This is a genomic window from Flavobacterium sp. 40-81 (assembly GCF_001898245.1).
In the GTDB taxonomy this organism is placed as follows: Bacteria; Bacteroidota; Bacteroidia; order Flavobacteriales; family Flavobacteriaceae; genus Flavobacterium; species Flavobacterium inviolabile.
In genome coordinates this window covers 91785-118061 of the sequence record NZ_MKTM01000017.1, presented here as the reverse complement: position 1 = coordinate 118061, position 26277 = coordinate 91785, and the positions used below count along the sequence as shown (strand labels likewise).

Annotated in this window: 19 protein-coding genes; 4 read left to right on the top strand and 15 right to left on the bottom strand. The window is 42.5% G+C overall.

Translation table 11 applies throughout. From position 1 onward, the window contains the following. On the bottom strand, positions 1 to 5670 hold a 5670-nt coding region (locus tag BGO42_RS05905), incomplete at its 3' end, for a fibronectin type III domain-containing protein (RefSeq protein WP_286748885.1). Positions 5671 to 5834: 164 nt separating this feature from the next. Between BGO42_RS05905 and hflX the strand changes: the two genes are divergently transcribed. Next, positions 5835 to 7070, top strand: coding sequence for a GTPase HflX (hflX, locus tag BGO42_RS05900; protein WP_177731037.1), 1236 nt, complete (start codon positions 5835 to 5837; stop codon positions 7068 to 7070). Between the two features lie 46 nt (positions 7071 to 7116). On the opposite strand, the gene BGO42_RS05895 is transcribed toward hflX, so the two are convergent. From BGO42_RS05895 to BGO42_RS05830, 14 genes are all read right to left on the bottom strand, one after another. Beyond that, on the bottom strand, positions 7117 to 7989 hold the full coding sequence (locus tag BGO42_RS05895) for a DUF3078 domain-containing protein (protein ID WP_177731035.1): 873 nt from the start codon (positions 7987 to 7989) through the stop codon (positions 7117 to 7119). Between the two features lie 81 nt (positions 7990 to 8070). Beyond that, positions 8071 to 8574: a DUF2480 family protein gene (locus tag BGO42_RS05890; protein WP_273246601.1), complete on the bottom strand. Its 504-nt coding sequence runs from the start codon at positions 8572 to 8574 to the stop codon at positions 8071 to 8073. An 18-nt stretch (positions 8575 to 8592) separates the two neighbouring features. Continuing rightward, complete coding sequence (locus BGO42_RS05885; RefSeq protein WP_177731031.1) at positions 8593 to 8916, bottom strand: SUF system Fe-S cluster assembly protein; 324 nt, start codon at positions 8914 to 8916, stop codon at positions 8593 to 8595. A 5-nt stretch (positions 8917 to 8921) separates the two neighbouring features. Continuing rightward, on the bottom strand, positions 8922 to 9341 hold the full coding sequence (locus BGO42_RS05880; protein WP_177731029.1) for a SufE family protein: 420 nt from the start codon (positions 9339 to 9341) through the stop codon (positions 8922 to 8924). Between the two features lie 4 nt (positions 9342 to 9345). Continuing rightward, a complete protein-coding gene (locus tag BGO42_RS05875) occupies positions 9346 to 9825 on the bottom strand; it encodes a hypothetical protein (RefSeq protein WP_177731027.1) in 480 nt (159 codons plus the stop codon). Positions 9826 to 9837: 12 nt separating this feature from the next. Beyond that, positions 9838 to 11058 (bottom strand): aminotransferase class V-fold PLP-dependent enzyme, encoded by a 1221-nt coding sequence (locus tag BGO42_RS05870; RefSeq protein WP_273246600.1) that lies wholly within the window; start codon positions 11056 to 11058, stop codon positions 9838 to 9840. A gap of 200 nt (positions 11059 to 11258) precedes the next feature. Further along, positions 11259 to 14384: an efflux RND transporter permease subunit gene (locus BGO42_RS05865; protein ID WP_177731025.1), complete on the bottom strand. Its 3126-nt coding sequence runs from the start codon at positions 14382 to 14384 to the stop codon at positions 11259 to 11261. Between the two features lie 3 nt (positions 14385 to 14387). Beyond that, positions 14388 to 14687, bottom strand: a complete 300-nt coding sequence (locus BGO42_RS05860) for a DUF190 domain-containing protein (RefSeq protein ID WP_177731023.1) — start codon at positions 14685 to 14687, stop codon at positions 14388 to 14390. An 11-nt stretch (positions 14688 to 14698) separates the two neighbouring features. Continuing rightward, positions 14699 to 15700, bottom strand: a complete 1002-nt coding sequence (locus BGO42_RS05855) for an efflux RND transporter periplasmic adaptor subunit (RefSeq protein ID WP_177731021.1) — start codon at positions 15698 to 15700, stop codon at positions 14699 to 14701. Continuing rightward, the gene (locus BGO42_RS05850; protein ID WP_177731019.1) at positions 15701 to 16954 is read right to left on the bottom strand and encodes a TolC family protein; all 1254 of its coding nucleotides are present in this window, start codon (positions 16952 to 16954) and stop codon (positions 15701 to 15703) included. 246 nt (positions 16955 to 17200) lie between these two features. Beyond that, positions 17201 to 18517, bottom strand: a complete 1317-nt coding sequence (gene sufD, locus BGO42_RS05845; RefSeq protein WP_177731017.1) for a Fe-S cluster assembly protein SufD — start codon at positions 18515 to 18517, stop codon at positions 17201 to 17203. A gap of 48 nt (positions 18518 to 18565) precedes the next feature. After that, the gene (gene sufC, locus BGO42_RS05840; RefSeq protein ID WP_177731015.1) at positions 18566 to 19312 is read right to left on the bottom strand and encodes a Fe-S cluster assembly ATPase SufC; all 747 of its coding nucleotides are present in this window, start codon (positions 19310 to 19312) and stop codon (positions 18566 to 18568) included. An 88-nt stretch (positions 19313 to 19400) separates the two neighbouring features. Then, complete coding sequence (gene sufB / locus BGO42_RS05835; RefSeq protein WP_273246599.1) at positions 19401 to 20849, bottom strand: Fe-S cluster assembly protein SufB; 1449 nt, start codon at positions 20847 to 20849, stop codon at positions 19401 to 19403. A gap of 89 nt (positions 20850 to 20938) precedes the next feature. Next, positions 20939 to 21268 carry a HesB/IscA family protein gene (locus tag BGO42_RS05830; RefSeq protein ID WP_177731011.1) on the bottom strand — a complete coding sequence of 110 codons (330 nt, stop codon included), beginning with the start codon at positions 21266 to 21268 and terminating at the stop codon, positions 20939 to 20941. Between the two features lie 313 nt (positions 21269 to 21581). Between BGO42_RS05830 and BGO42_RS05825 the strand changes: the two genes are divergently transcribed. The 3 genes from BGO42_RS05825 to BGO42_RS05815 all read left to right on the top strand — a co-directional run bounded on the left by BGO42_RS05825 (position 21582) and on the right by BGO42_RS05815 (position 26098). Then, entirely contained in the window at positions 21582 to 22442 is an 861-nt protein-coding gene (locus BGO42_RS05825) for an MBL fold metallo-hydrolase (RefSeq protein WP_273246598.1), read from the top strand. 71 nt (positions 22443 to 22513) lie between these two features. Next, positions 22514 to 24124 (top strand): S8 family peptidase, encoded by a 1611-nt coding sequence (locus tag BGO42_RS05820; RefSeq protein ID WP_177731007.1) that lies wholly within the window; start codon positions 22514 to 22516, stop codon positions 24122 to 24124. 84 nt (positions 24125 to 24208) lie between these two features. After that, positions 24209 to 26098 carry a M1 family metallopeptidase gene (locus tag BGO42_RS05815; RefSeq protein WP_177731005.1) on the top strand — a complete coding sequence of 630 codons (1890 nt, stop codon included), beginning with the start codon at positions 24209 to 24211 and terminating at the stop codon, positions 26096 to 26098. Positions 26099 to 26277 lie beyond the last annotated feature (179 nt).

The following is a 26277-nucleotide window of genomic DNA, read 5'->3' as shown; positions in this document are numbered from 1 at the left end:
GGCTCCCTGAACCGTTACAGTTAATGTTGCGTTTTGAGCACATTGTCCTGTTGTTGGGGTAAAGGTATAGGTGCCTGTTGCAGTGTTGCTCACCACAGCCGGTGACCAGGTTCCCGTTACGCCTTCCAGAGAAGTTGTCGGTAATACCGGTGCGGTATCGCCAGGGCATATTGCTGCTACCGATGTAAAGGTAGGCTGGGTAGCCGGGATAACGGTGATGGTCATCGTAGCCGGGCTTCCGCATTGTCCTGTTGTCGGGGTAAAGGTATAGGTTCCCGTTGCGGTGCCGCTCACCACAGCCGGTGACCAGGTTCCCGTTACACCTTCCAGAGAAGTTGTCGGTAATACCGGTACTGTAGCGTTGGTACAGAACGGTGCGATCTGGGCAAACGTTGGCTGAACACCCGGGTTAACCGTGATGGTTAACGAACCGTTTGCGGCACAGTTACCGGAAGCCGGTGTAAACATATAGGTTGTTGTAGTTGTATTATCCACTACTGCCGGATTCCAGGTTCCCGGAATTCCTTCCTGTGAAGTTGCCGGTAATGCCGGTGCAGGATCATTCGGACAGATTGCCGGAATTGCTGCAAACGTAGGGACAACCGGTTGATTAACCACAACTGTCATTTGCGTTGTCGCGGCACATTGTCCCGCATCAGGAGTAAACGTATAGGTTCCTGTAGCAACATTACTCACCAATGGCGGCGACCAGGTTCCGGTTATACCTTCTAAAGAAGTGCCCGGTAAAATTGGCGGACCAGTGGTTATATTCGCACAAAATGGCGGAATCTGCGTAAACGTCGGTGTTGTTCCGGTATTCACCGTAACCGTTAGTGTAGCCGTAGTGGCACACTGACCTGCATTTGGCGTGAAAGTATAGGTTGCCGTTGCCATATTATCCACTACTGCCGGATTCCAGGTTCCGGTAATCCCTTCTATCGAAGTCAATGGTAAAACCGGTGCCGTAGCGCCCGGACAGATTGGTGTCACGGCTGTAAACGTTGGCTGTATATTTCCATTATCGTCAAAAACAATTTCCAATGTACTGATACAGTACAGTGTTGTCCAGTCATATTTGTATGTTCCGCCAACGGTAAAACCGGAAATAGTCGTATTGTTTAAGTTCGGATTAGCAATTACAGTAGTCGCCGGGTTACTGCTGTGGGCAGACCACGTTCCTACTCCAGCAGCCGAAACGTTTGCTAAGTTATTGGTACAGCTTAAATTCAGCGGATTAGGCGAAATAATACCATTATTGGCGGTAAAATTAATATTATCCAAAAAGTTCCCCACACTCGGATTTCCACCCGAGCTCGAAATGGATTGGAAAATAAATCGGGTAACGGTTTGTCCAACCGGAACAGTATAATTTCCGGTATAATAACCCCATGCCGTTTTATCTGTCGACACGCTGGTTACCAAAGTATAAGGTCCGCCCGGAGGTCCTGCATACAATCCGCAGGAATCCACACCCATTCTTCCTCTATGGGCAAAACCATAGGTAAACTGTGTGGTCACTGGTGTCAGGTAATCCTGGTAAACTCCGGAAACTTCATTGGCATTCAGCTCAATAAACTGTGTTCCGGAATAGGCCGGTACACTTTCATAATTCGGTGTATTCCAGAATTCCATGATCTGATCCGATGCCGTTGTTCTCCATCCCAATACCGTATTGTGGTTAATCATCTGCGGATAGATTGAAGTCGAAACGATATCCGGTAATTCAAAATCGGCATTTACTGTATTGATCAAACAATCGGAACTGTTATTATTTGCCGGCGGCGTTGGTGTTTTCACACAAATGTCAAAATTAACATTCTGAGTCGCACTGTTTGAATTGATCGTCGCTCTGATTTTATAAACCGTATTCGGCTGTAAGCCTGTTGCAGTTATCGAGTTATTGAAACTACAATACAACTGGGTCAGGTTACCGCACACATCCCCTTGATACATCGTTAGAACAATCGGAAGCGGGCTGCCGGTAAAGTTTAACAATTCTATCAGATGGGTACTGTTTGTTGCTGTAAATTGAAACCAGATGTCACCGCCATTGGCCGTTCCGCAGGCACCTGCTTCAGGAGAAGCGGTAGAACCAAAGAACGAAACAGCAGTTATTTGTGTACATTCATTGGTTAAATTAACCGGTAAGGTATAGGCTGTACTACAATTGTCATTCCCAATCGCTGTTGTAAAAGTAACCGGTAAAGACCATAAACTGACATCGGTAGCACTACAAAGGGCTCTCACATAAAAATCATAGGACGTGAAAGGCTGCAGTCCGCCAAAAGTATACGGCGGCGGTGTATTTACAATAGCTGTAATTGCTGTGGACGGCAGTGGCGTTGTGTTAGGCGATGGTGTACCCACCGGAACAGCCACAACTTCCCAACTGGTTGCCGTTCCCATTTCCAGCCATGTTAACTGAACCGAATTGCTCGTAGGGTTCGAAGCCGCTAAGTTCTTTGGCTTCGGACATGTTGGCGGCGGTCCGCAGGTAACGGTAGCATCCCATCCCGGACGCACACCGCTTCCATCGGAAGTGAACACAAAAGTGATACAGCCTCCCGGAGCAGCAGATTCAAAAGGTCCCGGTAAATTGGCGCCGGTCAGGTTGCCGTTAAAGGTTCCCAACAGTGTGCCTGCCGTTCCGGTTCCTTCATATACTCTTAAGTAATCATAGCCGGCTTCCGTATTGAAAGTATTGAATTCAATCGTAACAATATCGGTAGCATTTACAGGACAAATAGTCGTTGTAACGTTGGCGCTATTGGCATAATCTCCGGTTGCGCCTCCGGTATCATAGAAATGATCGCCTCCGCAATAATCCGGTAATGTTTTGCTGTTTCTCGGTCCTGTCCAGGTACTCTTATCGGTAGTACTGCAAAGGGCTCGCACATAGAAATCATAATTGGTATCCGAATCCAGCCCGTTTAACACATAAGGCGGTGGTGACGTCACGATGGCCGTGATGGCCGTTGACGGAACCGGGTTCGAATTGGGCGATGGTGTTCCTGCCGGTACAGCCATCACTTCCCAGCTGGTTGCCGTTCCGGTTTCTGTCCAGGTTAACTGAACGGAACTGCTTGTCGGATTGGTTGTATTGAATGCTGTCGGCTTCGGACAAGTTGGCGGCGGCCCGCAGGTAACGGTAGCATCCCAACCCGGACGAACACCGCTTCCATCGGAAGTAAATACAAAGGTTAAACAGCTTCCCGGTGCAGACTCAAATGGTCCCGGTAAATTCGCTCCGGTTAAGTTTCCGGTGTAAGTTCCTAATAAGGTTCCGGCTGTTCCCGTTCCGTCATATACTCTTACAAAATCATAATTTGCTTCTGTATCAAAGCTGTTGAATTCTACCGTTACAATCTGACCGGCAGCAGCAGGGCAAATGGTAGTTGTAACGTTAGCGCTATTGCCATAATCTCCTGATGCCCCTCCCGGATCATAGAAATGATCGCCGCCACAATAGTTAGGCAGGGTTCTGATAGTCGCTGCTCCAGTCCAGTAACTGGAATCGGTAGGGCTGCAAACGGCTCTTACGTAAATATCAAAAGCGGTATCTGATGTTAATGTCAATATTGTTGATGGTGTTGTCGTTACCGATACGATACCTGTTGTTGGCGGTATTGTATTCGGCGAAGGTGATCCTGCCGGTAAGGCAATCACTTCCCATGCCGTAGCCGTTCCCGCTTCTGTCCAGGATACCTGAACGGAATTCATGGTAATATTACTGGTCGTCAGCGCCGTTGGCTGCGGACATGTTGGCGGAGTACAATCCGTTGGTCCGATATATAACAAACTGTCCTGAGAACCGGTTCCCGGTGGTTTGGTGTAAAGGGTAACGCCAAAAGGTGTTACTACCGTAAGGCCTACTTCTGCCGGGTAGCTTCCTCCGGCATTCCAGTATACTTCAAACGGAATTCCCGAACATAACGCTATCTGCGCCGTTACCGGGTTTGTTCCGTCGGCAGCTGCCGGTCCTGTTAGCGTTCCGATAACTACTCCGTTTTGTTTGATGCTGATCGTATTGCCGTTCCAGCCGTCACCATAGGTATCTCTCATGATGAAATTGAAGTTACAGGCATTGTTACAAAGCGGTGTCTGGAATGGTTTTGGCCCGGACCATTGGCTGAACGATCCGTCCGGACATTTTGCTCTTACATAATATTCATAGGCTGTTCCGGCAGTTAAAGCGGCTCCGGCCAATGTGGTAGTGGCTGTATAAGGCATGGCTGTAACCGTTGTTCCGGCTCCGGCTGGTACTCCGGCTCCCGGAAGCTGTACCGCCACCTGCCATTCTGTTGCTCCGGAAGGATTCCCCCAGCTTAGATCGGCAGAAGTCATGTTTAAGGCTCCTACGGCTAAAGCTGTTGGCGGCAAACAGTTAATTTGCTGAATCACCAAAGTGTAGCCTGTAGATACCGGTGTAGCATTGGTTGAAATCACAAAATAATAGGTCGTTCCGGCAGTTACCGGAAAGTTTGTGATATTCCGGATATTGGAATTTGAGTTTCCTACACCCGCCAAACAGCTGGTTCCTATATTGGCACAATTGTTATAAACAAAAATACCGGAATAGGTTGCTGTAGGGGTCATGGAAATATCGATTATCCCGGTAGTTGTGGCCGTATAGGCATATACGACATCGTTACCGGTCAGGTAGTTTGTTGTGGTACCACAGCCGGTTGTTCCCTGGCTGCTGGTGATGTTGTTCCCGTAGTTCGCTGTGTTATCCGTTGTGGAATACGGCAGTCCGCCAATAACAATCGGGGCGGCACAGGTTTGTCCTAAAGATACGGTCGTAAAGTAAAAAGGTCCAGCCCAATCACTGTACACATCGGTTGTACCTCCTGTACATTTGGAACGAACGCGGTACTGGTAAACCGTACCCGGCGTTAAATTTTGTGCTGTATAAGGATTTGTCGTTATTGCTGTTCCCACTCCTGTTAATGGAGAGGCAGAAGGTACTACTTCAATTTCCCAATTGGCAGAACCGCTTGGATTGGTCCATGATAAAGAAGCTGTTGTGGTGGTTATGGTATTTGCAACACCATTTGTAGGATCCAGACATCGCTGTACTAAATTAATATCGTCAATAACAAAACGGTCACCGCCCACAGCTACTGTAGGCTGGGTATAAACCCTTACAAAAGCGATATAGACACTTTGGTTGGCAAGATTGAGCCCGGCAAGGTTAATTACCTGTTCAGCATAGGTTCCTGCTGCAGAAGAAATTTGTGATTCGGTTAAATCGGCAGCCATTATGGTATAGCTGCTCATGTTACTCTGATCGTTGCCGGTTGAGATACGAACCTGTAATTTAGATCCCTGATCTCCGGCACGGCCTTGTTGTGCAAAAAAGCGTAATTGTCCGTTTGCGGGAATGGTAACCGGGGGAGTGATTAACCAGTCTTCTTCGGTATTTCCGATTCCAATGTTTACCCGTTCAACGGAATAGGCATATTGCCCGGTGTGTGGCGGTGAAGTCGCCGAGTTAGGCCCACTTCGAAGCCATAAATTGGTGTTTGATGGACCCATTCCTACACCATTATCAAGGATCAGCCAGCCCGTTGGCAAGGCAGAAGCTCCCTCAAAACCTTCAGGAAAAGTCTGGGAAAAGCCCACAAAACTCAATAATGACATAAAAATTAAAAGCGTAATTTTTTTCATAAGCATTTGTGTTATATAGTTTTAGTAGTTTTTAAATATAATGCCTATTTAACAAATAAATAACTTATATTTCTAAAATAAACAAAAAAACCGTTTTTTGTTACAATATTTTAACACATCTGATTCGGCAGGAATTGCTTATTTTTGCAATTCAAAAGAATAAAATGCTAGAAAAAGAAGTAATCAATTTTGAAAAGACTGTAATAGTAGGAATCATTACTAAGGAGCAGTCGGAAGAGAAACTTAGTGAGTATCTCGACGAGCTGGAATTCCTTACTTTTACTGCCGGCGGGGAGGTCATTAAACGCTTTTCCCAAAAGATGGAAAAACCAAATCCTAAAACATTTGTAGGAACCGGTAAAATGGAGGAGATCAATTATTATATAAAAGATAATGATGTTAAGACGGTTATTTTTGATGACGAGTTAACTCCCGCTCAGCAAAAAAATATTACAAGGGTGCTGGATTGTAAAGTACTGGACAGAACGAATCTTATCCTGGACATCTTTGCACAAAGAGCAGAGACTTCCTATGCCCGTACACAGGTTGAACTGGCACAATGCCAATATTTGCTGCCAAGGCTTTCCGGTATGTGGACCCACCTGGAGCGCCAGCGGGGTGGTATTGGTATGCGTGGTCCCGGAGAAACGGAGATCGAAACCGACCGTCGAATTGTAAGGGACAGGATTGCTTTGCTAAAAGAAAAAATCCGCACGATCGACAGACAGATGTCGGTACAGCGCAGTAACCGCGGAGCGATGGTTCGTGTGGCTTTAGTGGGATATACCAATGTTGGAAAGTCGACCTTAATGAATGCGATTGGAAAAAGTGACGTTTTTGTTGAAAACAAATTGTTTGCAACACTGGACACTACCGTTCGGAAAGTGGTTATTAAAAATCTTCCGTTCCTGTTATCGGATACGGTAGGTTTTATCCGCAAGCTTCCGACACAATTGGTAGAATCCTTTAAAAGTACCCTGGATGAAGTTCGCGAAGCCGATTTATTATTGCATGTGGTTGATATCTCACATCCTGATTTTGAAGATCATATCGCCTCGGTAAACCAGATTTTACAGGACATCAAGAGTGCCGACAAGCCAACCATCATGGTGTTCAATAAGATTGATGCCTACAAGCATTTAACGATAGCCAACGATGATCTGATCACGGAACGTACCAGCAAGCACTATACCCTTGAAGACTGGAAAAACACCTGGATGTCTAAAGTGGGAGAAGATAATGCGCTGTTTATTTCGGCAACGAACAAAGAGAATTTCGAGGAATTCCGGGAAAAAGTATATGAAGCGGTAAGAACCATTCACATTACCCGTTTCCCGTATAACAATTTCTTATATCCCGATTATAAGGATGCTGTTGAAAAAGAAGACAATGAAGCATAAAAAAAAGCCCGATTTGATTGGGCTTTTTTTATTTCTATAATGGTTATCAGAAACCGTAATTAATACCCACTCCCAAAACCTGACGGATCTGGAATCCTTTGAAGGCATTGTCATCGTAGATGGTCTGGAACGCTAAATTCGTTGACAGGTATTTATTGATTTTCATCACGATGTTTAACTGGTAATCCAAATCGATATTTTGCGGATCTTCCAGATAGTTCGAATACAAACTCAGGATGTTTTCAAACGAAACGTTTTCCATTAAACTGAATTTATAGTACCCGGAAGCATAAAAACCAAGTTCATAACGTAAACTTTTCCCCTGATCCACACCAAAATAGGCATTGTTGGGAAGGGTAAAATCTTTGTCTACTATGGTCACTTTAGAAGTAGCCGGCGCCAGATTCACTTTAAGGTTATCGCTTTTCTTCCACAGCATACCCGGACCAAAAGTCAGATATCCCGGAGACAGGAAGTTCGTATATTCCGAACGCGTTTCTGCACCATCAGTATCCGTGCCGTAAACATACCCTTTTGTCATCTGGGTTTTAAAGTTTAAAAAAGCAGAATAGTACCAATATCCTGAGGCTTTTTTTCCAAGCAGGGAGTTAAACTCGAAACGGTCATCCGTTTTTTTCTCAAAAGCGGAGTTCTTTGTTTTTACAAGTCCGTAGGCTGCGATAATCTTGTTATCCCAGGACCACGGTCCTTTTTTGTAGTTAAAATCGTAATTTATACCCAGATTACCTGCGATATTATTCTCACCTCCGGCAACCCAGTTATTAAAAGCAGATTGATTAAAAAGAAACGAAACATTTCCTTTTTTCGTCCAGTGTTTGGTCGTATCCTGAACGGTTTCCTGTGCTTGTACGGCAATCGTACCGATGAAACAAAGCAGTGAAAAAGCAATTTTTCTCATAGATAAGGTTTTTCTGTTCACACAAAGTAACAAAAAAACACAAAAAAATCACAAAATTACGACGTAAAAACCGACAAAAGTCTATTTCCTCTTGTAAATCGGTACGGCAGAACAGGCTTCGCCAAACATAATGCTTTTGGCAACAGGCATTAATTTTTCTGTCGCCAGTACATATACTTCCTGCGGAACCGGTTTTTTAGAGCAGCCTTTAATAATAACAGGCTTACCTTCATAGGCCGAATAATCCAGCCGGTTTAAAATATCCTGAAATAAAGAGGTTTCCATCTGCGAAAGGGAACCGAGGTAGACTTTCTCGGAAAACGGCTTTAAATAAGATGTAATGAGCATATAGGCCCATGCCGGGACTATCGCATCCGTTGAGCAGGACAAAGCCACATAGCCGCCTTTATAAACAGACCAGTCGAAATTTTTTAATTGCTCCCGAAAGTCTTTTTCGCGCAGGACAAATCCTTCAAACAGCCATTGGGCAATATCAATCGCAAACCGCTGTCCTTCCGGATAATAATCCTCCAGGTCAAAAACCTCCAGAGCGCTATTGGCAACCCTATTTACAATTTCTTCCATTTTTTTATTGCCCGTTGATTACAGCATTCCCAATTCCAGTTTGGCCTCTTCGCTCATTAAATCCTTACTCCAGGGCGGATCGAACGTGATTTCCACCTCACAGGATTTAACAGCATTAATGGATTTGATCTTCTCTTCCACTTCCATAGGCAGCGTTTCTGCTACCGGACAGTTAGGAGATGTTAAAGTCATCAGGATTTTTACGTCGTTATCTTCGTTGATCATCACGTCATAAATCAGACCCAATTCGTAAATATCCACAGGGATTTCCGGATCATAAATACCTTTCAGTACTTTTACAACATCCTCTCCCAAATTGATTGTATCGTTAAACTCTTCCATATTCTTTAGTTTTTGGCCTGAAACGCCAAAGCATACATTTTTATTTGTTTAATCATTGACACCAATCCGTTGGCACGGGTTGGCGACAAGTGTTCCTTTAATCCGATTTCGTCAATGAAATCCGTATTCGCTTCCAGTATTGCCTGCGGCGACTGATTGGAAAACGTGCGGATCAATATGGCAATAATTCCTTTGGTCAATATGGCATCGCTATCGGCCGTAAAAACAATATTACCGTTTTGTTCTTCTCCGTGAAGCCATACTTTCGACTGGCATCCTTTGATTATATTTTCTTCTTTTTTATATTCTTCATCAATCAGCGGCAAGCTTTTCCCCAATTCGATAATGTATTCGTATCGCTGCATCCAGTCGTCAAACATGGAAAACTCATCGACTATTTCTTCCTGAATATCTTTTATGGTCATTGTTTTATTTTTTTTCAGTCAGTTCGTTTAGTTTGTTTACAATTTTTGCAATGGCTGCCGGCGGAAATCCATGGTCAAAAGTATCGGAAGCATAGGTTCCGTCTTTTGTAATTACTTTAAAGTTTGCCATAGCCGCTCCGTCATAAAATCTTTTTTCGGTAGGTGCTTTCAGATTCGGGATTCCGGCTAAATCCAGGTTTTTAAAATACCCCAGGATTTCATTCCAGTCTTTATCGGAAACCGCAATAGTTTTCGGCACAGCCGAGTCACCTCTTCCCTTTACAACTTTTAAGGCTTTATTGTCCAGAACAATTTTAGTATAAAGTCCTCTTGAAGAGGCTTCATATTCAAAAACGGGTGATTCCTTTTCCTGTTTCATGGTTGCTGTTGTTGTATTACCGGAATCGTCAGTTGTTTTTTGCTGGGCAGAGTTGCAGCTTGTACAGCTAACAACAACTGCTACTAAAAGCGTTAATAGTTTCATCTTTTTTGTTTTTTAGGATAACATTTGCTGTGCTTTTTTAACCGCTTCTACAAATATATCAATTTCTTCCTTGGTATTATAAAAAGCAAAAGAGGCTCTTACCGTTCCCGGAATATCGAAAAAGTTCATAATGGGCTGTGCACAATGATGTCCGGTTCTCACCGCTATACCTAATTTGTCAACAATCGTACCAATATCGTACGGGTGAATGCCTTCAATATTAAACGAAATTACCGATGCCTTTTTAGCTCCGGTTCCATATATTTTCAGTCCTTCGATTTCCAATAGTCGTTGTGTTCCGTAAGCCAGCAATTCCTGTTCGTGCGCTTCAATAGCGTCAAACCCGATGGAATTAAGATAGTCAATGGCTTTACCCAGCACTATTCCTCCGGCGATATTGGGCGTTCCCGCTTCAAATTTATGCGGCAGTTCGGCGTATGTGGTTTTTTCGAAAGTCACTTCTTTAATCATTTCCCCACCACCCTGATACGGCGGTAACCGGTTCAGCCAGCTTTCTTTACCATATAAAATCCCGATACCGGTTGGCCCGCAAACCTTGTGTCCTGAAAACACATAAAAATCACAGTCCAGTTCCTGAACATCCGGACGTAAGTGCGGCGTTGCCTGCGCTCCGTCAATTAAAACGGTAGCACCAACTTTATGCCCTTTTTCAATAATCTCCGCAATCGGGTTAAGGGTTCCCAATGCGTTGGAAATATGGTTAACGGTTATCACCTTTGTTTTTTCATTCAGCAAACGGTCAAATTCAGACATGATCAATTCTCCGTTTTCATTCATCGGGATGACAACCAGCCGGGCACCGGTGCGTTCGCATAGCATCTGCCACGGCACTATGTTGCTGTGGTGTTCTATGGCCGAAACCATTACCTCATCGCCCGGTTTCAAAATAGCGGCAAAACCGTTTGCAACCAGATTGATGCCATGTGTGGTACCGGAAGTGAAAATGATTTCATAGTTGTGCTTCGCATTCAGGTGGCTTTGTATCGTGTTACGGGATACTTCATAGGCATCTGTAGCCAACTGGCTCAACGTGTGAACACCTCTGTGAATATTGGCATTAATTTCTTCATAATACTTTGTAATCGCATCAATAACCACTTTCGGTTTCTGAGCGGTTGCTCCGTTATCAAAATATACTAATGGTTTGCCGTTAACTGTTTGTGAAAGTATTGGAAAATCGGCTCTTACAGCCTGAATGTCTATCTTTTTCATCTGATTTTGTCTTGTTTTTTTAAGGTCAGACGGAACTTCAAAGCAGGTTATTAGTTCCTGCAAATCCGTTTCATTTTATTTTTATGCAAATTTACGGGATGTTTATTTAAAACAAGAATAAATTAAGACAGATTTAAGGCTATTTGTCTTTTGCCGGAATGCCAATAAAAAACCCCGACGGTAATCGGGGCTTTCGTTATTTAGGGTTTTCTTTTTTTCTCCGGATGCAGCCAGTAATACAACGGCGGAATGACGATTGGTGTAAACAGTAGTGTACTCAATAATCCGCCAATAATTACCGTTGCCAGCGGTCGTTGAACATCGGAACCAATTCCCGAAGAAATTGCTGCCGGTATTAATCCCAGAACGGCCAGTATGATAATCGACATGATGGCCCGCAGCTGTTCTTTGGCTGTTCGCTGTACCTTGTCTTTGAAATCTTCTTCATCCGGGATCAGGCTTGCCCGGTTCATCGCCGAAACCAGCAATACTCCTGCCATTACTGAGATTCCGAAGATCGAAACGAAACCAACTCCGGCCGATACGTTGAAATAATAACCCCGAAGCAGTAAGGCTACGATTCCGCCGCCCAGTGCAAACAGTATGCAGGTCATTGTTAACAAGGTATCTTTGAAATTTTTATACAGGAAGAACAACAGTATAAATACCAGTCCGATGGTTAACGGAATAGTCATTAACAATTGTTTACCGGCTCTTTCCAGGTTTTCATACTGACCTCCGTATATGATTTCATAGCCTTTTGGTGTTGGAATGGATTTTTTAATTTTTGCCTGTAATTCATTTACAAATCCTACCTGATCACGGCCTACAATATTGGTTCTCACGGTAATCATACGTTTGCCGTTATAGTGGTAAATGTTGGTCTGTCCCTGAATAAAGCTCACATCTGCCAGTTGTTCGATAGGAATAAGCGAACCGCTGGTAGAGGTTACCAGTAAGTTTTTGATTTCATCAATATTGGCACGATACTGCGGCAGGTAACGCACGATAACATCATAACGTTTCACTCCGTCGTATAGCGTGGTAACCGCTTTTCCACCAATCGCGGCTTCAATAATATCCTGAATATCGGATACATTGATCCCGAATCGTGCCGTTTTTTCCCGGTCAATGGTAATCGACAGCTGATCCTGTGGTCCTTCCTGTTCGATATTAACGGAAGCACTTCCTTTCATGTTGTTCACAATCGAAACGATACTGTCGGCTTTGGCCCGCATCAGTTTTAAATCGTCCCCGACGATACTCACTGCAAGATCGGCAGCACTACCCGTTACAATTTCCATTACCTGGTCAATAATTGGCTGACCGGATGAGAACCGCACGCTTGGCAGCTGGTGTTCCAGATCGGCGCTGATGCGTTTTACCAGGTCTTTCTTCGTAATGGTATCGCTCCACAGTTTGTAATCTTTCAGTCCTATCAGTATCTCGTTTCGGTTCGCCGGGAAAGGATCCGTTCCGTCATCATTTCTTCCTGCCTGCGTAATAACGTATGATATCTGCGGATACTTGGCTATGATTTTCCTGATCTTAGGGGAATATGTTGCATTTTCCTGGATTGAAATGCCCGATGCAAAGTTTCCTCTGAAGAAAATGGAACCTTCATCCAATGCCGGTAAAAATTCCGATCCCAGTTTCGCTCCGAAAGCAATTAAAACCAGCACGAAAAACATTCCGATATAAACGGTTCTTTTGTATTTTCTCAGGGTAACCGACAAAAAGTTATTGTATTTTTTATCTAAAAAGTCCAGGACAACGTTTTTGTGTTCTTTAATTTCCGCATCAACATTGGATACCACTTTGTTGTACACAAAGGAGATCAATACCGGGATTAACGTTAAGGCTGCCAGCATGGAACCGATTACCGCGAAAGATAATGTAAGCGCCATTGGTGAAAACAGTTTTCCTTCCACACGGGTCATTAACAATATCGGCATATAAGCCAGGATGATAATGGCCACGGAAAAGAAAATCTCACGTCCTACTTCCTGGGCAGACAACATGGTTATTGCTACAATTCCTTCTTTCCGTTCTTCCACACTGGCCTTGCGGTACCTCCTGATCAGGTGTTCCGCCATTACAACGGCTCCGTCCACGATGATACCAAAATCGATCGCACCAAGGGATAATAAGTTGGCCGGAATTCCGGTTAACCGCATGATGATAAACGCAAACAACAGTGAAAACGGAATTGTTAAGGCTACTACCAACGCACTTCTGAAACTTCCTAAAAAGAAAATTAAAACCAGGATTACGATACTAACCCCTTCAAACAAGGTTTTTCCAACGGTTTCCAAAGAGTGGTTAATCAGGAAGCTTCTGTCGTATAGCGTTCTGATCGTTACCCCTTCCGGAAGGCCGTGATCCTGCAAATCGGTAATACGCTGTTTTAGTTTCTGTAAGGCTTCACTCGGGTTTTCGTATCTTCTTAACAATACGATTCCTTCCACGCCATTGCTTACATCTACTTTTTCGGCATTGATGGTATATCCTAAAACCCCGCTTGGAGATGGTGGTGCAATTTCCACATCGCCCACATCACGGATAAATACCGGTAAGCCGTTCGCCGTTTTAATTACGATATTTTCAATGTCTTTTTCCGTTTTGATGGCTCCTAATCCCCTAACGGCAAAAGCCTGTCCGCCACGTTCTATCGTGTTACCGCCCGAGTTGATGTTGTTGGCCACAATTTTGCTTTCCACATCGGCAATGCTCAGGTTGTATTTTCGAAGTTTATCCGGCGACAATTGAATGTGAAATTGTTTCAGCGGTCCGCCAAAGGTGGTAATATCCGCCACACCGTCTGTTTGCAGTAAATACGGTTTGATCACCCAATCCTGCAAGTCGCGTATTTCCGTTGGCGTATAGCTTGGCGGTGCTTCCACCACATATCTTAAAATTTCACCTACGGCAGTCGATAACGGTGCCAGTTCCACATCTACCCCTTCCGGTAATTCTGCGGTTGCCAGTCGTTCCATAACCTGCTGTCTGGCAAAATAATCATCCGTTCCGTCTTTAAACGTAAGCTGAACGATTCCCAAACCAAAAATGGTCCGGCTTCTTCTGTCCAGTACATTCGGTGTATTCTGAAGCGCTCTTTCAATCGCTACTGTAACCTGTTGCTCTACTTCTTCTGCCGCTCTTCCCTTATACTGCGCCACAACAATTACGTTCGTATCGGCAATATCCGGATAGGCTTCTATTTTTAGTTGTGTGAAACACAGGTAACCTATAAGCATTAATGCGATGCTTATACCCACTACGATCCATCGGTTTCGCAGTGAGAATAAAAGTAAGTTCTTAATCATTTTTTACCATTGTTCCACAGCCTGTGTTATAATAAAACCGCCGCTGTATTGATTTCTTAATTCTGTTAACGCATTTTTCACTTTTTCTTCTTCATCGATAAAAGTAATTACCAGCGGCGTTTCATCAAATGAAAACCCGCTGTTGGGACGCTTCAGTTTCTGGTGTTTACCAAATCCCATAATGCCCACAAAAGCTGTTGCGCCGGCAATATTTCTTTCCAATAAGAACAGCAAAATGAATTCGTATAAAGGTTTGATTCCTTTCAATTCATCTTTATCAATAAAAATCTGAGCCTGTATCATACTTTTTAAAATTAATATCCAAAAGACAATCCTTTTAACTGCATTATTCCCTGGGTAACGACTTTCTCTCCTTTGTTTATTCCGCTAAACACCACTACTCTGTCGCCAATTTGCTGCCCTACTTCTACTTTTCTTCTCTCAAACTGTGCATCGTCTTTTTGAATGAAAACATAGTTCATTCCCTGAACGGTAACGATCGCCATTTTAGGAACGCTCATCGTGTTGTCACTTTCCAGTCCGAAAGCAACGTTGGCATACATTCCAACTTTTAATTTATTGTTGGTATTGTCCAGTCCGATTCTGAGTTTTACCATACGGGTTGTAAAATCCACACGGTCGGCAATCGCTTCTATTTTCCCGGTAAATTTATCATTCGGGTATGCGGTAAACTGTATTCTGCAGATGTCGCCCACTTTCAGTTTGCTGATCTGGTTTTCCGGAATATCACTCACCAGATAAGCCGTTCCTTTTTTCGCTCTGCGCAATAAGTCCGGATCAAATCCCGCCGATTTCAGCATTGCTTCATGCTCGATTATCGCCGCTTTTTCATTGGAAAGATTCGTCATTTCCATCGATAGCGCTGTTTGGGTATTCAGCAATTCCTGTCCGGTCATCGCGCCGTGAAGGTTCAGGTCTTTTGCTCTGGCCAGCTCGATCTGTCTTTGTTTGATATTGACATTGCTGATCTGTTTAATATTGATCTGGTGCTGGATTAACTGTGTATAGTTCGATGCCAGTTCCGGGTTTTCAAATAAAACAATGTTATTCGAACTTCCGGAGTCGGATCCTAAAACGGTAGCTCCTACCAATCCTACCGAAACCAGGTCGCCGGTAATGGAACCATCGGCTATTGTTTCGGTTTTAAACAGTTTAAAGATGGCTTTATCCTTAAACGTTATACGGGTACCATTGTCTTCGACTTTTGGAGGTTGTGGCGCTTCTTCTTTCTTGGTTTCTTTGGAATTGCAAGAAAATAAGAGCATCATGATTACGAGTGAGAAAACGCTTTTCATTTATTGTGCTATTTGATGTATTAAACCTGTTGTATATAGTAATTTGATGTAACTTTCTTTATGCTGGTATATCGCTTCATAATAGTTTTCCTGCGTGTCATACCAGGTTCGCTGTGCTTCCAGAAAGTCAATCAGGGTGGTTCCGCCTCTCATGTAGGCATATTTCACATTGTCTAAAATGTGATAGGATTGTTCCCGCATTTTTTTCAGATTGGCCGCATTCTGTTCAAATTGTTTGTAGCTGGTATAAGCATTGCTGATCTCCGTTTTGATCTTTTCTTTGGACGTGATCAGCTCCTGCTCTGCTTTATCTCTGGTTACCTGCGATTTTTTAATTTCTCCCTGGTTTCTGTCGAAAAAAGGCAGATCGATAGTTGCGTATATCCCGACATACGGAACGTTGTTCTGCGGGTTGTAAACAGCGCCCAGTTCCGGCTGCGGATAGGCTAAGCTTTTTTGAAGGGAAACATTGCTTTTCATGACTTCAATATTGCTTTTAAGCACATTGATATCGCTTCTGTTTTCGATAGCATTGTTGAGCAGTTCTTCCTGGTTTGCCAGAGCGCCCAGCTCCACGGCATCGTCACCGGCAATCGTGATGTCATCCGTAACGCCCAAAATGAATTTGAGGTTGTTGAGCTTGTTCTGGTAATCCTGTTTTGCCGTTTGTGCCAGCACGTTGTATTGACTGGCTACCAGTTCTGTCCTGCTGTAATCTGTAGTGGTGATCACCTGGTTTTTAAGACGGCTTTTGTTTACGGTAACCAACGTATCCCAGTTGTTTTTTGCCATTAATGCGGTTTGCCATTTTTTCTGCGACAGCCATACATCCAGCCAGTTCATGGCAACTTCCGTTAGTAAGTTTCGCTCAAAATCCTTGTAGTTCGCTTCTGTAACCGCAACACCTTTATTCGCAACATCAATTTTGTTTTTTCTTTGCGAAGGCAGCTGGAACTGTTTGGTTAACTGCCACCATACCTGTCTGTTCTGGGAATTGCTCCATTTGGTATCCGGAGCATAATGTGCCGATTCTGCCAATTGTAACGTCTGGTTATTCAACGACAAATTGGGTCTTAATTTTGCCGTTACAACGTCGGCCTGAGCCACCTGAACATTAAGCTGTTCGGTTTTTAGCTCCCGGTTGTTGGCTTTTGCCGTTTGGAGGGCGGTTTTAATGTCATAAACGGTTTGTGACATTAAAACATCTTTTGCTGTAACCAGTAAAACAAAAGTGAGAAATAGTTTCAATTTCATATAAAACAGTATTGAAAAATTGTATTCAACAACAAATCATAATTCTGCAACAAAATTCTATGTTCACTAAAATAAAAACTAATTTATGTCATTAGATTTTTATTAGATTTTCAATTTCTGTTAATAAAATTAACAATAAAAATCGTAATAAGCTCAAATGAAGCATACTAAAACGCGAATAAAAACGATTTAAAACAAAAAAAGCCTGACAAAACTGCCAGGCTTTTTAATTATTGTAATCACTAATTATAAGTCAAATCCCATGTTTACGCCTAATTTGGTCGCAATAATACGGGCAATCTTATTTTTTAGTTCCGGGATTTTAATACTGGATGTTACTTCGCTTGTAAAGGCATACATTAACAACGCTTTCGCTTCTTTTTTAGGAATTCCGCGCTGCTGCATATAGAACATGGCGCTTTCGTCCAATTGTCCGATCGTACAACCGTGTGAACATTTTACATCATCTGCAAAAATTTCCAATTGCGGCTTGGCATTAATCGTGGCTTTATCACTCAGTAAGATATTGTTGTTCTGCTGGAAAGCATCTGTTTTCTGTGCTTCTCTTTCCACATATATTTTACCGTTGAATACCCCTGTCGAATTATCGCCATAGATTCCTTTGTAATTCTGGTGGCTTTCGCAGTTTGGCTGTGCGTGGTGCACCAGAGTATAGTGGTCCACGTGTTGTTTGTCGCCAATAAGGGTGATTCCTTTTAAAGTACTGTCTATTCTTTCGCCCTGGTGGTAGAAATTCAGGTTGTTTCGGGTGATATTCCCTCCAAAAGAGAAGGTATGTACCGACACGATGCTTTCCTGTTTCTGGGAAATATAGGTATTGTCAATCAGGTTTGCCGTTTGCACGTCATTCTGGATTTTATAGAAATCCACGATGGCGCGTTTGTGGGCAAAGATCTCGGTTACCGAGTTGATCAGAACCGGGTTCTCATTCAGACTCTGATGACGCTCTATGATCTGCACATGGGCGTTTTCTCCAACGATAATCAAATTTCGGGGCTGTACCATCAAAGCGGCTTCATTTCCTGTGGAGAAGTAAATTACTTCAATCGGTTTATCGGCAATCTTGCTTTTCGGGATGTTGATATACGCTCCTTCATAGGCAAAAGCGGTATTCAGGGAAGTCATGCTTTCTTCCTTGTCCGCAACCTGGTTGAAGTAGGTATCGATAATCATTTTATATTTTGGTTTTGTCAATGCCGAAGACATCAGACAAACATCCTGTCCGTCATGTGTTGTAGAAGATAAAAACGAACTGAAGACACCGTCTACAAAAACAATTTTGTAGGTATCCACATCGTTCAGGAAGTATTTTTTTACTTCTTTAAAATCTACAGCACTTTCATTTTTAGGAAATACACTGAAATCATTTTTTAAAACCGCATTCAGTGAGGTATATTTCCATGCTTCCTCTTTTTTAGTCGGGAAGCCTTTATTTTCAAAATTCTTTAATGCTTCTGTACGGGTATCGTGCAGGGTTGCCTGCACATCTACACGCTCTTCAAAAGCCATAAAAGAGGAGATCAGTTTTTCTTTTAAATCCATGTTTGCTACGTTTCAAAAATTGAATATGCTTTCAATCTTTTTTGAAATCTAGTTTTCGTTTTTAATCCAGTCGTATCCTTTTTCTTCCAGTTCCAGAGCCAGCTCTTTCCCTCCGGTTTTAACGATTTTACCATCGTGTAAAACGTGTACAAAATCAGGAACAATATAGTCTAACAATCTTTGGTAGTGCGTGATCACAACTACGGCATTCTCTTCACTTTTTAGTTTGTTAACCCCATTGGCCACAATTCTCAAAGCATCGATATCCAATCCGGAATCGGTTTCGTCAAGAATAGCCAGTTTTGGTTCTAACATTGCCATCTGGAAGATCTCATTACGTTTTTTCTCACCTCCGGAAAATCCTTCGTTTAACGAACGGGATAAAAACTTTCTGTCGATTTCCAACAGCTCCGATTTTTCACGGATCATTTTCAGCATTTCATTAGCCGGCATTTCTTCCAGACCTTTTGCTTTTCTGGTTTCGTTGATCGCCGTTTTCATAAAGTTCGTAACCGAAACTCCCGGAATTTCAATAGGATACTGGAACGACAGGAACACGCCTTTGTGTGCTCTTTCCTCCGGTGCCAGTTCGGTCAGGTCTTCCCCTTCCAAAAGGATTTCCCCTTCGGTCACTTCATAATCCTCACGACCGGCAATAACCGATGATAAGGTACTTTTCCCGGCTCCGTTTGGTCCCATTATCGCATGAACTTCTCCTGCTTTTACTTCAAGATTGATTCCTTTTAATATTTCTTTATCTTCTACGCTAGCGTGTAAATTTTTTATAACTAACATTTTGTTTCCAATGTTTAATTTTTAAATGTAGCAACGTTGTTGACGTTCCTTTATTTCTGATATATGTTTTTGAAGGGTTTTCCGCTGCTTAACCAACCGATCCTTCCAATGATATTTCTAATAATTTCTGAGCTTCCACAGCAAATTCCATCGGAAGTTTGTTTAAAACTTCTTTACTGAATCCGTTTACAATCAATGCAATGGCTTTTTCCGTTGGAATACCTCTCTGGTTGCAGTAAAACACCTGGTCTTCACCAATTTTACTGGTGGTTGCTTCGTGCTCGATTTTTGCCGAACTGTTTTTGGATTCGATATACGGGAATGTATGTGCCCCGCAATTGTTACCCATCAGCAACGAATCACACTGGGAGAAGTTACGGGCATTTTCCGCGCGGGAACTCACCTGAACCAATCCACGGTAGCTGTTTTGGGATCTTCCGGCAGAAATTCCTTTGGAAATAATGGTACTCTTCGTATTGTTTCCTAAGTGAATCATTTTGGTTCCGGTATCTGCCTGCTGGAAGTTATTGGTTACGGCAATAGAGTAAAACTCACCTACCGAATTATCTCCTCTTAAAATACAGGAAGGATATTTCCAGGTAACTGCCGATCCGGTTTCAACCTGTGTCCAGGAGATTTTTGCATTTTTCTCACACAAACCTCTTTTGGTTACAAAGTTGTAAACACCACCTTTTCCTTCTTTGTTTCCGGGGAACCAGTTTTGAACGGTAGAATATTTAATTTCGGCATTGTCTAAAGCAATAAGCTCAACAACAGCGGCATGCAGCTGGTTTTCATCACGGGAAGGTGCTGTACATCCTTCCAGGTAGCTCACATAACTGCCTTCGTCTGCAACAACAAGTGTTCTTTCAAACTGACCTGTTCCTGCCTGGTTGATACGGAAATAAGTAGATAATTCCATCGGGCAGCGAACGCCTTTCGGAATATAACAGAAAGAACCATCCGAGAATACTGCCGAGTTCAATGCGGCATAAAAGTTATCCTTTTGAGGAACAACACTTCCGATATACTGACGAACCAGTTCCGGATGTTCCTGAATGGCTTCCGAAATAGAGCAGAAAATAATGCCTTTTTCGGCCAGTGTCTTTTTAAAGGTAGTGGCTACAGAAACAGAGTCCATTACAATATCGACTGCTACTCCTGCTAATTTTTTTTGCTCATCTATAGAGATTCCCAGTTTTTTAAAGGTTTCCAGTAATTCCGGATCTACCTCATCCAAACTTTCGTATTTGTCTTTTTTCTTTGGGGCAGAATAATAAGAGATTGCCTGAAAATCAGGTTTTTCATAATGAACATTTGCCCATTCCGGTTCAATCATCTGTTCCCAGGCACGAAAAGCTTCCAATCGCCATTCTGTCATCCATTCCGGCTCATTTTTCTTTTTTGAAATGGCCCGGACAATGTCTTCATTCAATCCAACAGGAAACGTTTCCGACTCAATATCGGTATAGAAACCATATTCATACTCTTTGGTTTCCAGTTCTTTTTTTAATTCTTCTTCAGTATACTTACTCATTTCTTTTGTCTTATTGTCGATTGCTCGTACCGTGATTTCAGAATTAAATCACTCTGAAATCATGGTATGGAGCGTAATGACTTACCTTTTTAAAGTGAAAAACTTTCACCACAACCGCAAGTTCTGTTGGCATTTGGATTGTTAAATACAAATCCTTTTCCATTCAGCCCTCCGGAATATTCTAAAGTAGTGCCTACTAAATACAAAAAGCTTTTTTTATCTACGGCAATTTTTATATTGTTGTCTTCAAATACTTTATCGTCATCTCCCAGGCTCTTATCAAACTTTAAGTCATACGATAAGCCTGAACATCCACCGCTTTTTACACCCACACGAACATAATCAGTAGTAGCGTTAAAACCGTCATCTTCCATTAAGTTAACGATTCTTTTTTTTGCTGTCTCAGATACTTTTATCATAACGTTTAAACAGATTATTTCTAAATTGATGCAAAGATATTACAAATATTGCGGTTTGCCATACTACCTAACATTTTTATAACTAATAGCTTGATAGAAAAACGTTATTCTATGATAATTGTCAGCTCTGTAATGATTTCCAACGATTATCTTGCATGATTTTCATTTCGGAAAAACCGTCTTTGCATCATCATTCCGGCAAATACCGTTACTGTAATTCCGGGCAGCATGCATTGTCTTTTTGCATTGCGCATTTATTTTTTTCTATTTTATCTTTAAAAAGTATCTTTACATTCCAATTAAATTTTTTGTAATGAAACTATATCCCATAGAAAGCGGCAACTTTAAACTGGATGGCGGCGCTATGTTTGGCGTGGTTCCCAAGACCATCTGGAACAAAACAAATCCGGCCGACGAGAATAATTTAATCGATATCGCAGCCCGGTGCCTGCTTATTGAAGACGGCAACAGGCTGATTTTGATCGACACCGGAATGGGAAATAAACAATCCGATAAATTCTTTGGTTACTATTCGCTTTGGGGAACACACTCTATCGACAAATCCCTGGCACAATACGGTTTTCACCGTGATGACATTACCGATGTGTTCATGACACACCTGCATTTTGACCATTGCGGCGGCAGCGTAGTCTGGAACAAAGACCGCACCGGCTATGAAGTGGCTTTTAAAAATGCTACCTACTGGACAAACGAAAACCACTGGGAATGGGCAACCCAACCAAATGCCAGAGAGAAAGCCTCATTTTTAAGCGAAAACATCCTGCCAATCCGGGAAAGCGGACAATTAAAATTCATCGATCGTCCGGAAGGCGATTTCCTTGAACAGTCAGAACTGGGATTCGGAATTTTATTTGCAGACGGCCATACCGAAAAACAAATGATCCCGCATATTCAATACCAGGATAAAACACTTGTTTTTTGTGCCGATTTATTAGCAACAGCCGGGCATATCCCGATTCCGTATGTAATGGGATACGACACAAGACCACTGCTGACGCTTGATGAAAAAACAAAATTCATGAACAATGCTGCCGACAAAAATTACTTTTTATTTTTGGAACACGATGCGCACAATCAGATTATAACCGTTGAGCACACCGATAAAGGAGTGCGTCTTAAAGACGTTTTTCAATGTGATGAAATACTAAAGTAGTGTTAATCTCAAAAAAAATTGTAACAAAAACAAATACATTCGACCTATAAAATTAGAAAAACAAAAAGTATATGAAATTAATAAAACCCCTTTATTTATCTGCTGCACTTGCCTTAGCCCTAGCGAGTTGCGGAACTCAGAAAACAGCAGTATATACTCCTTTAACGGCATCAGACAACATGCCTGTAAAAGTTGGAAAACTGGCTGAAAAAGATTTGAAACGCTGGAGCCATCTTGACTTAATCAAAGATACCGTTCCCGGAATGAGTGTTGACAGAGCTTATGCAGAATTATTAAAAGGCAAAAAAAGCAAAAAAGTTATCGTTGGTGTTGTAGACTCCGGTGTCGATATTGACCATGAAGATCTAAAACCGGTTATCTGGACAAATCCGAAAGAGGTTGCCGGAAACGGAATCGATGACGACAAAAACGGTTATATTGATGACATCCACGGCTGGAACTTTTTAGGAAAAGCAGAACATGAAAACATGGAATATATCCGTATCCTTAAAAAAGGAGACGATGGTTCTGAAACCTATAAAAAAGCAAAAGCAGAATACGAAAAAGAATCCAGTGAGGTAATGCAGGCGAAACAACAGCTTGATTTTATCTTAAATGCCAGCAACACTATCAAAAAGCATTTAAAGAAAGATACCTATACGCTTGAAGATATTCAGAAAATCCAGACTTCAGAACCGGCTTTAAGCCAGGCGAAAATGGTAATGTCGCAAGTATTGCCGCAAACCGGTAACGATCTGACCAAAATTGACGAGTTTAAAGATCAGGTTTACAGCCAGGTAAACTACCACATGAATTTACAATTCGACGGCAGAAAATTAGTTGGTGACAATCCAAACGATATTAACGATAAAAAATACGGAGACAACAATGTAATCGGTCCTGTAAAAAGCGGTGCCAAACACGGAACTCACGTTGCGGGTATCATTGCACAAACCAGAGCTAACGGAATGGGCGGCGACGGTGTAGCGAGTAACAATGTTGAAATCCTGGCTGTTCGTGCTGTGCCGGACGGAGACGAATATGATAAAGATATCGCTTTAGGTATCCGTTATGCTGTAGATAACGGTGCGAAAGTAATCAACGGAAGTTTCGGTAAATATTTTGCACAACATCCGGAATGGGTTTATGATGCTATCAAATATGCCGCTTCAAAAGACGTATTGATCGTTGTTGCTGCCGGAAATGAAGGATTGGATCTGAATGCAGACGGCGGTGTGGACCGTTTCCCGAATGACAACATCAAGATGGGGCCGGAAATCGCAGACAACTTTTTAACGGTTGGTGCCTTAAACTATGTTTACGGACCGCAACTGGTAGCCGATTTCTCCAACTACGGAAAATCGGATGTAGATGTTTTTGCTCCGGGTGAAAAGATCTATGCCACTACACCAAACCAAAGTTATGAGTACTTACAGGGAACCTCAATGGCTTCGCCAAATGTTGCCGGAGTAGCTGCTTTAATCCGTTCTTACTATCCAGGCTTAACGGCTGCCCAGGTAAAACAAATTATCATGGACTCCGGAATTGCAGTGAAACAGGAAGTTATTTTAGGTGGTGATCCTGACAACAAGCGTATGTTCAGCGAAATTTCCAAATCAGGAAAAATGGTTAATGCTTACAATGCTTTGATCATGGCTGAAAAAGTAGCTTCAAAAAAATAAGAAAAGAATAAAATGGAAGGGAAAGCCCCTTCCATTTTACTATTACATAAGGCCGCTTCCGGCCTAAATTCAATTACTACAAAAATGAAAAAGTTATTCCTACTTTCTTTACTGAGCATCGGCAGTTTGTTTGCTCAGCACAATCCAAATCCGGGATACTGGCAACAGCACGTTGACTATAAAATGGAGGTAAACATGGATGTGAAAAATTTCCAGTATAAAGGAACGCAAACCCTGGTTTACACAAACAATTCTCCCGATACCTTACGCAAGGTATTTTACCATTTATATTTCAATGCTTTCCAGCCGGGAAGCGAAATGGATGCGCGATTGAAAACCATTTCCGATCCGGATAAAAGAATGGTAAAAAGCTTCAAAACCGGAGATAAAACGGTAAAAGAAAGTAGAATAAGCACGTTAAAACCAAATGAAATCGGTTACCTGAAAATAACGAACTTCAAACAGGATGGTGTTGCGGCAAACAACCGTGTGGTAGGAACTGTACTGGAAGTTGATCTTGCCAAAGCATTATTACCGGGTAAATCCACAACATTTACTTTGGATTTCGACGGACAGGTGCCGTTGCAGATTCGTCGTTCCGGAAGAAATTCAGACGAAGGTGTCGCACTTTCCATGACCCAATGGTATCCGAAAATTGCCGAATTCGATTTCGAAGGATGGCATGCCGATCCGTATATCGGACGTGAATTTCACGGAGTTTGGGGTGATTTCGACGTAAAGATCACACTGGATAAAGATTATGTAATCGGCTCGACCGGTTACCTGCAGAATAAAAATGAAATCGGACACGGTTATGAGGACAAAGGCGTGACCGTTACTTACCCTAAAAAAGCCAAAACATTAACCTGGCATTTTAAAGCGCCAATGGTTCATGACTTTGCCTGGGGCGCCGACAAGGATTTTATCCACGACATCTATCCGGGACCAAACAATGTAGCATTACACTTTTTCTACAAAAACAACCCGAAATACAAAGACAAATGGAAAGAGTTCCAGCCAAAAACAGCTGCTTTAATGGAATTCTTCAACAAATCCGTAGGCCAGTATCCGTACAAACAATACTCGGTGATCCAGGGTGGCGATGGCGGAATGGAATATGCCATGTGTACCTTGATTACCGGCGACAGAAGTCTTCCGAGTTTAATTGGCGTAACCGCTCACGAAATGGCGCATTCCTGGTTCCAGCACGTTTTGGCGACCAATGAAAGCAAACATTTCTGGATGGACGAAGGATTTACTTCCTTTATTTCCGACCTGGCCATGATTAATGTAATGGAGAAAAAATTACAGGAAGACGAAAACCCGTTCCAGTCTGCTTATAATAACTATTTCTATATGGTAAATACCGGCAGGGAACAACCACAGTCTACACATGCCGACCGTTTCGATGAAAACATGGTCTACAGTATCTCGGCTTACAGCAAAGGAGAAGTATTCCTGACACAGTTGGGATATGTGATTGGAATGGACAAAATGATGGAAACTTTAAAACGTTACTATTCCGATTTTAAATTTACACACCCTACGCCTAACGATTTCAAGCGTACTGCCGAAAGAGTTTCCGGTGCATCACTGGACTGGTATTTAAACGACTGGACCAAAACAACCAATACCATTGATTACGGTATCAAAGCCGTAACGGAAGATGGTAAAAACACCAAAGTAACTTTGGAAAGAATCGGAAGAATGCCAATGCCATTGGATATTCTTGTGGTTTACCAGGACGGAACCAAAGAAAGTTTCTATATCCCGAACACCTTAATGCGCTGGAATAAAGAAAACCCGTTCCCGGACATTAACAGAACAATTCTTAACGGATGGGATTGGGCATTTACAACCTACGAATTACCGATCAAAAAAGAGAAATCGGCAATCAAAGCGATTGTTATTGATCCGAGTGATTTAATGGCCGATGTAAAAAAAGAAAACAATGTTTATCCGGCAAAACCATAACCAATACCAAAGCTTCCGCTACGGAAGCCTTAATAACAATAAAAGCGGCCTTAGAGCCGCTTTTATTGTTAATACCCGGAATTGTCCGGACACCGGCTTTTACAAGCGCAAACGCCTTTATTTAGACGTTACAACTTGTTTATCCTGATAGCGTCTGTGCCGACGGACAAAACCGGCCA